The 12633-nt window shown below is 61.9% G+C and carries 12 protein-coding genes; 4 read left to right on the forward strand and 8 right to left on the reverse strand.

Annotation, left to right across the window (positions count from 1 at the left end):
• Positions 1–42: 42 nt before the first annotated feature.
• Genes V8J82_RS13155 through V8J82_RS13165 form a run of 3 tightly spaced genes read left to right on the forward strand, consistent with a single transcriptional unit; the run spans position 43 to position 3342 of the window.
• Positions 43–828 carry an ATP-binding cassette domain-containing protein gene (locus V8J82_RS13155; RefSeq protein WP_339975820.1) on the forward strand — a complete coding sequence of 262 codons (786 nt, stop codon included), beginning with the start codon at positions 43–45 and terminating at the stop codon, positions 826–828.
• A complete protein-coding gene (locus V8J82_RS13160; RefSeq protein ID WP_339975821.1) occupies positions 825–1841 on the forward strand; it encodes a zinc-binding alcohol dehydrogenase family protein in 1017 nt (338 codons plus the stop codon). Before V8J82_RS13155 ends, V8J82_RS13160 begins: the two co-directional genes overlap by 4 nt.
• A 4-nt stretch (positions 1842–1845) precedes the next feature.
• Positions 1846–3342, forward strand: a complete 1497-nt coding sequence (locus V8J82_RS13165; RefSeq protein ID WP_339975822.1) for a UxaA family hydrolase — start codon at positions 1846–1848, stop codon at positions 3340–3342.
• 5 nt (positions 3343–3347) lie between these two features.
• Here V8J82_RS13165 and V8J82_RS13170 read toward each other — a convergent pair whose 3' ends face one another.
• The 8 genes from V8J82_RS13170 to V8J82_RS13205 are packed head-to-tail and all read right to left on the reverse strand — an operon-like array spanning position 3348 to position 11881.
• Entirely contained in the window at positions 3348–4106 is a 759-nt protein-coding gene (locus V8J82_RS13170; protein WP_339975823.1) for an FkbM family methyltransferase, read from the reverse strand.
• A gap of 9 nt (positions 4107–4115) precedes the next feature.
• The gene (locus V8J82_RS13175; RefSeq protein WP_339975824.1) at positions 4116–5165 is read right to left on the reverse strand and encodes a glycosyltransferase family 4 protein; all 1050 of its coding nucleotides are present in this window, start codon (positions 5163–5165) and stop codon (positions 4116–4118) included.
• On the reverse strand, positions 5162–6727 hold the full coding sequence (locus tag V8J82_RS13180) for an ABC transporter permease (RefSeq protein ID WP_339975825.1): 1566 nt from the start codon (positions 6725–6727) through the stop codon (positions 5162–5164). The genes V8J82_RS13175 and V8J82_RS13180 overlap by 4 nt, the downstream gene beginning before the upstream one ends.
• Positions 6724–7503 carry an ABC transporter ATP-binding protein gene (locus V8J82_RS13185; protein ID WP_339975826.1) on the reverse strand — a complete coding sequence of 260 codons (780 nt, stop codon included), beginning with the start codon at positions 7501–7503 and terminating at the stop codon, positions 6724–6726. Before V8J82_RS13185 ends, V8J82_RS13180 begins: the two co-directional genes overlap by 4 nt.
• A gap of 9 nt (positions 7504–7512) precedes the next feature.
• Positions 7513–8514 carry an ABC transporter substrate-binding protein gene (locus V8J82_RS13190; protein ID WP_339975827.1) on the reverse strand — a complete coding sequence of 334 codons (1002 nt, stop codon included), beginning with the start codon at positions 8512–8514 and terminating at the stop codon, positions 7513–7515.
• A gap of 57 nt (positions 8515–8571) precedes the next feature.
• Positions 8572–9555: a lysylphosphatidylglycerol synthase transmembrane domain-containing protein gene (locus tag V8J82_RS13195; RefSeq protein ID WP_339975828.1), complete on the reverse strand. Its 984-nt coding sequence runs from the start codon at positions 9553–9555 to the stop codon at positions 8572–8574.
• A gap of 2 nt (positions 9556–9557) precedes the next feature.
• On the reverse strand, positions 9558–11204 hold the full coding sequence (locus V8J82_RS13200; protein WP_339975829.1) for an alkaline phosphatase family protein: 1647 nt from the start codon (positions 11202–11204) through the stop codon (positions 9558–9560).
• Complete coding sequence (locus V8J82_RS13205) at positions 11201–11881, reverse strand: CDP-alcohol phosphatidyltransferase family protein (protein ID WP_339975830.1); 681 nt, start codon at positions 11879–11881, stop codon at positions 11201–11203. The genes V8J82_RS13200 and V8J82_RS13205 overlap by 4 nt, the downstream gene beginning before the upstream one ends.
• A 177-nt stretch (positions 11882–12058) precedes the next feature.
• Here V8J82_RS13205 and V8J82_RS13210 point away from each other — a divergent pair, with 177 nt between their 5' ends.
• Positions 12059–12631, forward strand: a complete 573-nt coding sequence (locus tag V8J82_RS13210; protein WP_339975831.1) for a cytochrome b — start codon at positions 12059–12061, stop codon at positions 12629–12631.
• The last annotated feature ends 2 nt before the right edge of the window (positions 12632–12633 follow it).

Genomic DNA, 12633 nt, shown 5'->3' on the forward strand with positions numbered 1-12633 from the left:
CGCGGACCTGCTGACCAGCTTCTCTCGGTCAAGGATCTCAGGATGCTCGATACTGCCATACCCGATGCGCCGCTGGTGCAGATGGTCGACATCTATAAGCAATTCGGCGGCATCCACGCCGTCGAGGGCGTCTCGGTCGATCTGCGCCCCGGCGAGGTTGTCGGCGTTCTGGGCCATAACGGCGCCGGTAAGTCGTGCCTGATGCGGATCTTATCGGGTGCGATGCGGCAGACCAGTGGCGAGATTTTCGTCAATGGCACGCCTGCCGATCTGAAATCGCCCCAGGACGCCAAACAATTCGGTATCGAGACGATCTACCAGACCCTGGCCTTGGCCAACCATCTTGATGCGCCTGCCAATCTGTTCTTGGGGCGAGAGCTGAAGACCCGGTTCGGCAACCTTGATGAGGCGCGGATGCTATCCGAGGCGGCCGAGGCATTGCGGCAACTTAATCCGAATTTCAAGAACTTGCGCGATCCCGTCTCACGGTTATCTGGTGGTCAACGCCAAGTCATCGCCATCGCCCGCGCGATCTATTTCCAGGCCAAGGTTTTGATCATGGATGAGCCCACGGCGGCCCTGGGTCCATCGGAAACCGCGATGGTCGCTGATCTGACCCTGCGCCTAAAGGATGAGGGGATCGGGATTTTCCTAATCAGTCACGACATGCATGACGTTTTTGATCTGTGTGACCGCGTCATGGTGATGAACAAGGGGCAGAACGTGGGCGCCTTCCGCATCGAAGACGTGAACAAGGACGACATTTTAAGCCTGATCATCAAAGGCAAGCTACCCGACGATTGGGCACCCCGGGGGAGTGCCGCATGACCCAAGCGTCGATCCCCGCAGGCGTTGTCGTCGAGCCCGGTACATTCACCGTCGAACCGCGCCCGCCCGTGACCAATGTCCCAAATGGTTGGGTGGTTTTGGATATCTGCGCCGTGGGACTATGCGGTACCGATTATCATATCTTCGAGGGTAAGCATCCCTTCCTGCAATATCCACGCGTGATCGGACATGAGCTGAGCGGTCGGGTGGCGCAGGATGCCGAAGGCTGGCGCGCTGGCGATCTGGTGGTGGTTAATCCCTATCTCTCTTGCGGAACATGCCGGGCTTGCCGTCGCGGTAAACCCAATTGCTGTGTGGCGATCGAGGTGTTGGGCGTTCACCGCGATGGTGGCCTGACCACCCAACTGGCCGTGCCCGCAAGCAATCTGATTGCGGCGGATGGGTTAACCCCCCGTCAGGCCGCGATGGTTGAGTTTCTCGCCATCGGCGCCCATGCCGTCGAGCGCTCTGGCATCGGACCGGGGGACGAGGTGTTGGTCACCGGTGTCGGCCCTATCGGTATCGGCACGGCATTGTTTGCTCGGCTGAAAGGTGCGGATGTCGCCCTGCTGGATTTGAATGCTGCCCGCCTGTCGATGGCCGCTGAACGGTTCGACTTTGCGAAGGGCTATGCCGATATTGCAGGCGCGTTGTCGGCCATTGGCGGCGATGGCTTTGATGCCGTTTTTGACGCCACTGGATATAAAAGCGCCATAGAGGCCGGATTTCCTGCAATCGCACATGGTGGGTCCTATGTGCTTGTAAGCGTGGTGAAAGAGGATATCACCTTCAGCGATCCCGAATTCCACAAGCGTGAAATGCGCCTGATCGGCAGCCGCAATGCCCTGCAATCGGATTTCGATCGCGTGATGCAAGCGATCAAAGACGGTTTGATCGATACCGACGCACTATGTTCTAGTGAGATATCACTGGATGATCTGACGCAAAGCTTTGCCGCGCTATCCGCTGACCGAGCGGATTTAATAAAGGTCATTGTGCAGCTTCAGGAGTGAAACGGTGCCCACAAAGACGCTCCACCTGCATGACGCGGATAATATCGCCATCGCGTTGGAAAACCTGGCCGTTGGGGTGGCGGGCGCGATCGAAACCGTGCCGCGATCCCATAAGATCGCCGTTGCTGACATCGCCGAGGGTGCGAAAATCCTGCGATATGGCCAGGTGATTGGCACAGCGGATACGTTTATCGCCGCCGGGTCCCACGTGCATAGCCACAATATGAGCATGAAGGAGCATGTCTCGGATGCGGCCTTCGCCTCGGCGGTGCATCCCTTGCCGAAACCTGCGCAGACGCGGATCTTTCAGGGTTATCACCGCGAGGATGGCCGGGTTGGCACGCGCAATTATATCGGCGTTCTGACCTCGGTGAATTGTTCTGGCTCGGTGGCGCGGTTCATCGCGGACGCGGCAGAGAAATCGGGGCTTTTGGCGGCCTATCCCAATGTCGATGGGATTGTGCCGATTGTGCATGGCAGCGGCTGTGGCATGGCAGGGCGCGGTTTGGGCTATGACATCCTGCTTCGCACATTGGCGGGCTACGGCAACCATCCGAATTTCGGCGGCATTCTCTTGGTGGGGCTGGGTTGCGAGGTGCTGCAGCTGTCCGAATTGGTGGGCGATCGCCGGATCACCAAGGACGGCGCCTTGCGATACATGACGATCCAGCAGACCGGCGGCACAAGCCGCACCATTGCCGCCGGTCTGGAATATCTGGAGTCGCTGGCCGCTTACGCCGATCGCGCCACTCGGGCACCGGCTCCTGTGTCCGAGCTGACATTGGGCATGCAATGCGGCGGATCGGATGGCTATTCCGGCTTTACCGCCAACCCTGCGCTGGGCGTGGCCTCTGACCTTTTGGTGCAGCAGGGTGGCACATCCATCCTGTCGGAAACCTCCGAGATCTACGGGGCCGAGCATCTGCTGACGCGCCGTGCTGAAACCGAAGAGGTCGGCCAAAAGCTGGTCGATAAGCTGACCTGGTGGGAGGCGTATTGCGCCCGCAACGACGCCAAGATGGACAACAATCCCAGCCCCGGCAACAAGCGCGGCGGCCTGACGACGATCTTGGAAAAGTCGCTCGGTGCTGTGGCCAAGGCCGGGCAAGCTCCCCTTTCCGGCGTGTTTGACTACGCCGCGTCGCTGACCAGCCGCGGTTTGGTCTTCATGGATAGCCCGGGATATGATCCATGCTCGGTTACGGGGCAGATTGCATCCGGCGCGAACCTGATCGCCTTCACCACGGGGCGGGGGTCGGTGTCCGGCTACAAGCCCACCCCTTGCCTCAAGCTGGCCTCTAATTCTGATCTGTTCGCGCGGATGGGCGAGGATATCGACATCAATTGCGGCGATGTGGCCGAGGGCGTGTCGCTGGACAACAAGGGCGCCGAAATCTTCGAGGCGATGATCGCGGTGGCCAGCGGGGCGCGGACGAAAAGCGAAGCGCTTGGCTTTGGCGGGGTGGAGTTTGTGCCGTGGCAGATCGGTGCGGTTTTGTAGCCGACCTATTGCTGTAATGCGTAGATATCGCCGGAATTCGCAGCCTCCGGAATGGTGGTGATCAAGTCCGCGAGAATCTCCGCGTCCACCCAATCGTCGAACTGCAGCAGGTGATCTTCGCCCAGGCTCAGATTGAACCTGTAGCGGCCCAGATCCGCAAGACGGGCCAGCGCGGCCAAAGCGATGTCGCGCTGCAATGTCGTGAACTCGTAGGACAAGGCGCGCACGGGTTGGGACAAGCCACGCAGCACTTCCAGCTCATGCCCCTCTACATCGATCTTGATGAAATCGGGCAGGCCGTGGTCGCGGATCAGCTGATCAAGTGTTGTCATAGGTGTTCGGATCAGCTGATCCCAGCTTTGCCCCTTCCAGGCCGCGGCACTTTGGGCCGCATCGACAAAGGCACGTGATGCGGTGGAGGTTGTCGGATTGGCGGAATTCACCATAATCTCCACCTCACCCAGCTCTGCGCCAAGCGCAGACCAGGTCAGAACGGCGCTATCGTTGTTGCCATGCAGGAGGCGCAGCGCACGATAGATGGCCGGTTGCGGTTCCAACGCGACAACGGATGCGCCCAGCCGTAGGAAACTGGCAGTTCGGTCGCCCAGATGGGCGCCGATATCGAACGCCAAGCCGCCGGGGCGTACGAACTGCGCGTTCAAACGATCCATACGCGCGGTCCGGTCCGTGTCACGGTAGTAGATATCGAGCGACCGCGCGATGGCGGCGGCGGTGCCTTTTGGCCAAGGAGGGGTGGGGGCCATGATGTGGATCTACCGGGTCAGCTTATTCAACACGCCGCTTGCGATCCGCGCCGTGTCATCCCAACCAGGCAGAAGCCGTCCAGCCTCGGCTGCGGCTTGTGCCATGCGTTGACGCATCGGACCGTCATGCAGCAGGGTGTGCAAAGCGTTGGCCAAGGCCGTGTGATCATCCGGCGGCACCAACAGGCCCGCCGTGTCAGGAACGGTGTCGGGCACCGCGCCGGTGCGGCAGGAGATGATCGGCAGCCCACAGCTCAACGCTTCATCAAAGACGATCCCATAGCCTTCATAGCGGGTGGCGAGCGCAAAGATCGAGGCTTGCCGATAGTAAGCTGCCAGGGTCTCGCCTGGCACACGCCCCGCAAGCGTCACACGGTCTGACAGGCCCAGGTCTTTGGCGATCTGCGCGAGATCCTTGGCATGGGCCGGATCATGGGCGGAGCCGACGATCACGGCCTGCCACGGGGTGTCGTGGATCCGCGCCAGGGCGCGCAGCAATATATCGTGGCCTTTGCGGGGATGCTGGATGCCGACAGAAAGGATCAGCGGTGGATCGATGGGCGCTGGCCTGCCGCTTGGTCGATCGGTGCCCGGCGGCGCAATCGTGATGCGCCCGGGCTCGACACCGTAATCGGTGGTCAGGATCGAGGCCGTATGCCCACTGGGCACCAGCACCTGCTGCGCCAGCCTCAGATTTGCACGCTCAGTCCGGTAGAGATGTTCTTGACGCTCGGAATTCAGGCCGGTTTCTCGGGCCAGGGGGTGGTGGATCATTGCCACAATCGGCGCCGTCACGCGCGCCAGTCCAGCGGGATCAATCGAACCATAGACAAGCCCATCCAGGATCAATGCCCGCTCAGGCTTCACCGCTGTCAGCGCATCGATTGCTTGTGCCCTATCCGCCGGGCTGGGATCGGGGAAACTGTCGCCCAATTGAAGATGCGCCATATTGTGACCGGCCTTCCGCAAACCCAACAGCAAACGACGCTCGTAGATATACCCGCCGGTCAGCGTTTCGATATCGCCGGGTATCGCAAAGACGGCGGGCCGATGGGTCATTGCAATTGCTCCGGCGCGTAGATCGCCAATACACGCCGTTCGACCCAGCCCACCGACCCGTAGCCGATGACCGACAGCACCGCGACCAAGACGACAGAACTCCACAACATGTCGTAATCCGACAGCGATGCAGATAGCGCCATCACGCTTCCGGTACCCTGGCCCGTCGCCAACCATTCCACCACCGTGACCGCCAGAACCGAGGCGGGCACGTTGATCCGTGCGGCGGCGAAAAAGGCGGGCAGCATCGCGGGGATACGCACGCGCAGCAGCACGGCACGGCTTGGCGCGGCATAGCTCCGCAGAACATCGATGATCTGCCCGGGCGCTTGCCGCAAGCCGTGCAGGCAGGCCACGAAGGTCGGGAAAAATACCATGATTGCCACCAAAACGATGGTGCCCAAAGCGCCGCGCCCTAGCAGCAGCACGACAAGTGGCGCCGTGGTGATGATCGGCACGGATCGCAGGGCGATGGCCAGCGGCATGGCGGTGCCGGCGATGGCGGGCACCTGGATGATCGACATCGCCAATAGAGCCCCCAGCAGCAGCCCCGCCGCATAACCGGGCAGAAGGAACACGGCCGTTTCGCCCAGGGCCGTCGCCAGTGTTTGGCGGGTCTGACTGGCATCATCGGCTAGGACCAGCGCGTCAAAGACCTGAATGGGTCCCTTCGCGAAAAAGGGGTTCAACTGCAACGCCACGAGCCCGCCCCACCAAAGCGTCAGCGCGATGAGTGTCACGGCGCCGATGGTCAAAAGTGGCTCAAACCGGCGCCGATTGGCGAGGGCTGGGGCGGCGAGGATGGTCGGGGGGGCGTCGCGCATGAACCGCGCCGCAATCCATCCGATGGCCAGATAGCTGAGCACGGCAATTGCCGTGGCGATGCTTGCCAGCGCCCAGGTCATCTCGACATCCATCGATCGCATGGCACGGATCGTCAACACCCCCATGCCGCGCTCGGCGCCGGTGAACTCGCCCACCATTGCGCCCAGAAACGCAGCGGGGGCGGCGATTTGGAGCCCAGCAACCAGATACGGCACGGAGGCGATGGCGCGGATGCGGATAAGCGCGGTGAAGCGCCCGCGCCCGTAGCTGCGCACCAGATCCAGCCAATTGCTAGGCACCGCGCGCAAGCCAACCAACAGCGGGATCAGCGTGGTATAATAGACGGCCAGGGCGGCCAGCACGATTTGCGGCCAATCGCCCGGGCCGAACACGACGCGCAGGATCGGGCCGGTCGCCACTAGCGGCAGACAGAAGACCAACAGCGCGAGGCCCCGGATCACCGCCTCGCTCCGGGGTAGCGCGATTGCACAGGCCGCCAGAACGACGGCCGCGAGATTGCCGATGGCAAAGCCCAGAGCCGCATTGGTCAGCGTGACCCCTAAAGCGCGCAGCATGAGCGCGGCATTATCGGCGATGTACAAGACGATGGCGCTGGGCGCGGCGACCACGAAACTCTGGCCCGAGATCTGCGTGGCACCTTCCCAAAGGACGACGACCAAGACCGGTCCTAAGACCGACCAGGGCACGCTCCGTCGTGGCAGAGCCAGGTCTGTCATTGTGCCGCATTGGGCAATGTCTGCCCGACACCGCGCGATAGCGCCTCAAATACGTTGTCTGCGATCTCAGTGAACTCAGGCGCACGCGCGATTTGCGAGGGGCGCGGTCGTGGCAAATCCACCTCGATATCGGCAACGACGCGGGCCGGGCGCGCCGAAAAGACAATGATCCGATCTGACAGCGTGACGGCCTCGGTCACGGAATGCGTCACCAGCAAGGTCGTGGTGTCGCGTGCCTCCCAGATGCCGGGCAGGTCGTGGGCCAGTTGTGCGCGCGTCAACTCATCCACCGCTCCGAAGGGTTCGTCGAGTAACAGCAATTCAGGCTGCGTCGACAACGCCCGCGCGATGGCGGCGCGCTGACGCATCCCGCCGGATAAGGCGGCGGGGCGCGTATCGGCAAAGCCGCCCAATCCGACCAATTGGATCAGTTGGTCGATCTCGCTGGCCACTTTCGGACGTCGCGCCAGATCCAGGGCCAGTTCTATATTCTGTTGCACCGATCGCCAGGGCAAAAGCGAGGGGTCCTGAAACGCAATCGATAGACCTGCCCGGCGCAACGTCTCGGCGGGCGGGGCGTCGTCAATTGTCGCGCTTCCGCGGCTTGGCGCCTCAAGCCCCGCGATCATGCGCAATACGGTCGATTTCCCGCAACCCGACGGGCCCACCAAAGCGGTCGTCTTGCCCGCCTGGAAGGTCAGATCAATCGGGGCGACAGCTTCGACACCGCCGGGATAGGTTTTGGCCAAGCCTTTGCACGCGACGGAAACAGACATGGGCCGCGCTCAGGCGCTATGGACCTCTTCCAGAACAGAGCGATCCCAAAGATCGGCAGAGACCTCCCGCCCCAGCAAGCCCAATGTCTCAAGATTGGCGGCAACCGTCTCATCCGTCCACCAGCCGAAACCGTTCGCCTCCGTCAGGTCCGAGAACATCAGCGGCACTTGCCGTTCGGCTTGCAGGCGCTGGGTCTCAAGATCAAGTCCGGCATCAGGGAACATGGCCAGGGTCAGATCAGTGGCCGCGTCCGTGTCTTCGCGGTAGGCGTCCCAACCGCGCACCTCACCGCTCATCAGCGCCACGATCTCGTCGCGGCGATTGGCCAGGCTGTCTTCAGTCACGATATAGGTTTGCGAATGAACAGCGTAGCCGTGATCGGCCATCAGCATGGTCGTGTTGTCGACGCCTTGGACGGTCATCGCGACCGGCAGGTCGGTGGCCCAGCACAACAGGCACTCGACCTCGCCGGTGACCAACGGCTGCGGCGAATATTGCGTCGGCACGATCTCAATCGCGTCGAAATCCACGTCGTTCAGCGCGCAGAGCGCCTGGAGAACCGGCGTGTTGGCCAGCGCCATGCCGATCCGCTTACCCTCCAGATCGGCGGGCACATTGACGGGGTTTTCCGTCAGGGATGCGATGGCGAAGGGGTTGTTTTGCATCGCCACGCCGATGATCTTGAACGGCGCGCCCTGTTCCACCGCGGCGGCGGTATAGTCAGCGGCTGAAATACCCATCAGCGCCGAGCCCGAGACAACGGGTGGCTCCACCGGTGCGTTCGGCCCGCCGGGCTGTAGCGTGACCTCCAGGCCGGCTTCCTGCCAAAACCCGCGATCCTGCGCGATATAACTGCCCGCAAATTGCGTGGAATGCAGCCACGAGAGTTGGAAGCTGACAGCACTCTGGGCCAGGACCGGGCGGGCTCGCAGACCCAGCGCTGCGGCACCCAGCGCCGCGCCACCACTTGCCAAGATATGACGTCGTTGGATCCAAGGTGCAGTTTTCATGTAAATAATCCTCTTATCAGCCTGTCGCGTCGCATATTCTATGCGCGTTGTAATCGGTTATGGCTCAACCTGCCGCGGTAAGCCTTCACTGGCGCTTACGGTCGGATTGGCGATCTTTGGGCGTGTCCATCCGATCACAAAGCCGGGCAAAACACTGGCCAGGATCACCAGCCCGAAGGCCACACTGGTGGTGAGACCTTCGCCCATGCTGAACCCGATGGCCGGAAACAACATGGCGGCAGCCCCCTCGCGCAGCCCCCATCCCCCGACCGACAAGGGTAGGACCATCGCAAACAGGATCAACGGTACCACCGTAATCGTGGCCAGGACCGGGAGTGTCAGCCCCAAGGCGCTGGCGCAAAACGCGAAAGCCGCGACATTGCACGACGCGGTCGCGAGGCTAAGCACGGCTTGCTGGCGCCAGACATTGGGGGCCAAGACCGCTTGGCGAAAACTGCGCGTGCCCTTGTGGAATAGCGATGCGGCGCGGTGGTTGAGCCAAAGGCTTGTGGCCATGACAAAAACGGCGAGCAGGGCGATGCTGGCAATCGAGGCGGCCGGTGTAGCCAACCAGTCAGGCCAGTTTTGCAAGCCGGGCGCAGCGAAGGTGACCGTGAGCCCCAGCGCCAACAGGGCAAGCAAGCCGATCTGCCCGGCGACACGCTCAAACACCACAGCCTGGCTTGAGGCCAGCAGCCCGGCCTGGTCGCGTGCCCGCAAAGCGCGTCGGGCATCGCCGACCACGCCACCGGGCAGGGATTGGTTCATGATCTGGGAATGATAATATTCCCTCACTGCGTCCACCGGACCGATATGGATGCCCAACTGAGCTGCTGTCAGGCGCCAGCGTTGCGTTGAAAGCAAGGTTTGAAGGTTCAGAAGAAGCACTGCCGCGCCAAGCCAACGCAGATCGGCTTGCCACAGAAGATCAAGCGCCTCTCGCCAATCGACGGCCCGCCATAGCAGGACGATACACGCGATGAGGACCGCAACGCGGAGCAGGGTCATACCCTTTTGCGGCAGAGGCCATGCGCGTCCCATCCTCAGTTCCCAAGTTGTTGATCTGATTGCATTGAATAAGCAGTCAACAGGATGTCGCGCAGGCTGTCCATTGCAATCACGGGAACGTCATCGGCGGGAATAAGGCCCGCTGTTGGCGCGACATGGCTAAGCTGGTCCACAAGATCTGCGGGGCCAATCACGTGCAGGGGCACCTCTGCCCGATCATCGAGGGCGATGAATTCCGCCGCCTGGTGATCGCCCAGAACCAGGATCAGGGGCGGGTCCTCGGCATGCAGCAGCGCATATTCAAAGACCGATTGCAGCGCGTAGTCCACTGCCAGACGGTATTGTGCGCGCACGCGATCTCTGTCGCGCCAGACCACATCGGGTGGGTCGCTTGTGGCCATCAGATCGTCATAGACGCTTCCATCCCCCACCGCATCCCAAGGCAGTATCTCCGGTACCGGCACCCAGGGCGCATGGGAAGACACCAACACCACCTGAGCGAACAGCCTGCGCGGATCCGGGTTGTTGCGCACCAGCCGATCCAGCGCAGCCAGGGTGAATTGATCGGGCATGGTGACCCAATTCAACGGCACGCCGCCATATCCCAGATCATTGGCCACCAGCACCTGCTCAAACCCCATCCGCTCGGATTCCGGCCATTCCAATGTGATCTGCGGCATCACCGTTGCGGTGCGAAACCCGGCTTCCGCCGCGTGGTGATACAGCGACTGACGTCCGCTCGACAAAGCGGCGGCGTAGCTGATCTGATTATTCACCCACAGCCCATTGGCAAAGGTCGCATGGCTGAGCCAGCTTTGCCCGCCGCGGGTCGGCGAGGTGAGAAAGCCCGATCGCTGGCTGAGCCCGAGTTCCGCCAGGTCGGCCCCGTAGCGGCTCAGCGTCTCCAGATGCAGATCAGCGAAAAGCGGGGTGTCGAAGCTTGTGCGTCCGTAGCTTTCGACAAAGATGATCAGAACATCGCGATCGATGGCCTCAAACAAAGTATCGGCACTTTCGAATGGATCATTCGCAGCCGCCTGCCGGAACGTGCGCAACTCGGCGCGGGTATTGCGCACCATCTCGATCCGCTCCGCTCCGAGACGCGCGGTGAAGGCAGCCCCTGGCGGCTCGAACGGAAGCGGCCAATCGTCCATGACCTGCCCGACCTCAGCCGCAGCAAGGCTTGCTGCGAGGATTGCGGCCGGTGCCGCGCCCCATGCAAGCGGGCGGGGGACGTGGAGCTTGGCCCAAACCCCCGTCGCCCACCAGCAGGCGCCGATAACGGCCAGGATGCTGACCGTACCCAAGACAAGCGTGGCGATGGTCAGGGCAGGGCCGAGGCTACCTGCCATCAAGCGGATGAAAGCATCGATCAGCGACAGATCCGTGACCGGATTGAATCCGCGCGACAGGGCCGTGAAGCTGATGAAATCGGCGCTCTTCAAGATGAAAATCAGAGTTAGCCCACCGGTGATCAGCACGCGAAACGCAGATCCCACCCAGGACCGACCCAGCGCCAAGAGCCCGAGGATGATCACGGGAAGCTCCAGCGGGAACAGCAGCAGCGCGTCCCAGGTCATTGCCAAGGGGTGATTGGGTTGGATCAGCAGCACATGCAGCACGGCCGTCGCGATTCCGATCCTGACCACAGATTTGGCGCGACCCGAGGTGCCTGCTGTCACGATCGCGCCCGTTTCAAGGCTTGGATATCGACCCAAAAGGACCAGACAAGCGCCAGGGCGCTGAGGCTCACCATCATTTGCACAACGGCTTGCGGCGCCCAAGGCAGCAGCGCGCATAGCAGCGTCGCGATTTGTAGAACGCAAACCACCTTGCGGCTAAACCGCTCCGGCAGCGGACCGCCGAGCCAGGGCCAGATCAAATTGGCCGCGCCAAACGCGTAGCGCGGGACGCCCAGGATCAGCACATAGGCGCCCGCTCCGCTTTGAAAGGCGAGGATCGACAGGGTCAGCGCCAGGACTGAGTCTACCTCCATATCAAACCGCGCGCCGAACTCCGAGGTCAGACCCGAGCGCCGTGCGAACCACCCATCCGCCCCGTCGAGCGCAAAGGCCAAGGCCGCGATGGCAAAGATTGTCCAGGCACCGATGGCGGATGTGAACAGCGCCGCAAACAGGATCCCGGTCAGCCCAAGACGGGTCAATGTGATGACGTTGCAAAGGCCGATCAGACGATGGGGGAAACTTGTGCCGAGCCCGAAAGTGGCCAGCGCCGCGGTTCCCGCATAAGCGCCAAGTCCCCAGGCGATGGCCTCACTCCAACGTGTGCCGGTCAGGGCGGCCAGGCCGAGCCAGACCGCCGCTGCCACAATCAGGCCGACGCCGATAAACTGCGCCAATGGCCCGGTGAGCGGTCCATGGGAGCCTCCGTCGGCCCACTGACCGAGATGTGAGGATCTGCGCGGCAAGTCCATAATTGTATCGGCCCGTCCTTGGGGTTTACCATCTTTCTAGGCAGCAAGATTGGCCGTCAGTGGCAGCAATCAAGCCTCGCAACTTAACGGGATCGATCAAAAATGACAATTCCGGTGCAAAGCTACAAAAGGCCCGCGCGTTGGATTCACTGGCTGATGGCGCTGTGCATCATTCCAATGATCCCCGCCGGTTTCATCATGATCCAAGAGGGGATCCCAAGAGCGCTGCAAAACACACTGTTCCTGTTTCACAAGAATATGGGCAGTTTGCTGCTGCTGTTGATTGTGGTCCGGCTGCTCTATCGCTGGCGTAATCCGGCCCCAGCCGAACCTGCACATCTACCTGATTGGCAAGTGAAAGTCGCGGCGCTGACCCATTGGCTGCTCTATGCGCTTCTGGTGGTCATGCCGCTGTCTGGCTATATCCGCGTGCGGGCCGGGGGGTTTCCGATTGAGGCGCTCGATGCGTTGGGTGTGCCAGCCCTGGTGCCGCGCTCCGATCAATTGGCCGCTGTCGCGAAAGACGTGCATCTGTTTGCCGGCTACGCCATCGCAGGGCTTGTCGCGATGCACATTGCGGCAGCGCTACACCATGCCGTGATCAAGCGCGATGGCGTGTTTTCGCGCATGTGGGTCACTCCTGCATCCAGGGCTCGCCGCGACGCGGCGGAGTGATA

Source organism: Gymnodinialimonas mytili (assembly GCF_037544085.1).
In the GTDB taxonomy this organism is placed as follows: domain Bacteria; phylum Pseudomonadota; class Alphaproteobacteria; order Rhodobacterales; family Rhodobacteraceae; genus Gymnodinialimonas; species Gymnodinialimonas mytili.

What these genes read in the sequence shown, in the direction of transcription:
- V8J82_RS13180 (WP_339975825.1), bottom strand. Translation starts at nt 6,727, where the DNA reads ATGACAGACCTGGCTCTGCCACGACGGAGCGTGCCCTGGTCGGTCTTA.
- V8J82_RS13160 (WP_339975821.1), top strand. Translation starts at nt 825, where the DNA reads ATGACCCAAGCGTCGATCCCCGCAGGCGTTGTCGTCGAGCCCGGTACA.
- V8J82_RS13170 (WP_339975823.1), bottom strand. Translation starts at nt 4,106, where the DNA reads ATGGCCCCCACCCCTCCTTGGCCAAAAGGCACCGCCGCCGCCATCGCG.
- V8J82_RS13195 (WP_339975828.1), bottom strand. Translation starts at nt 9,555, where the DNA reads ATGGGACGCGCATGGCCTCTGCCGCAAAAGGGTATGACCCTGCTCCGC.
- V8J82_RS13175 (WP_339975824.1), bottom strand. Translation starts at nt 5,165, where the DNA reads ATGACCCATCGGCCCGCCGTCTTTGCGATACCCGGCGATATCGAAACG.
- V8J82_RS13210 (WP_339975831.1), top strand. Translation starts at nt 12,059, where the DNA reads ATGACAATTCCGGTGCAAAGCTACAAAAGGCCCGCGCGTTGGATTCAC.
- V8J82_RS13190 (WP_339975827.1), bottom strand. Translation starts at nt 8,514, where the DNA reads ATGAAAACTGCACCTTGGATCCAACGACGTCATATCTTGGCAAGTGGT.
- V8J82_RS13155 (WP_339975820.1), top strand. Translation starts at nt 43, where the DNA reads ATGCTCGATACTGCCATACCCGATGCGCCGCTGGTGCAGATGGTCGAC.
- V8J82_RS13185 (WP_339975826.1), bottom strand. Translation starts at nt 7,503, where the DNA reads ATGTCTGTTTCCGTCGCGTGCAAAGGCTTGGCCAAAACCTATCCCGGC.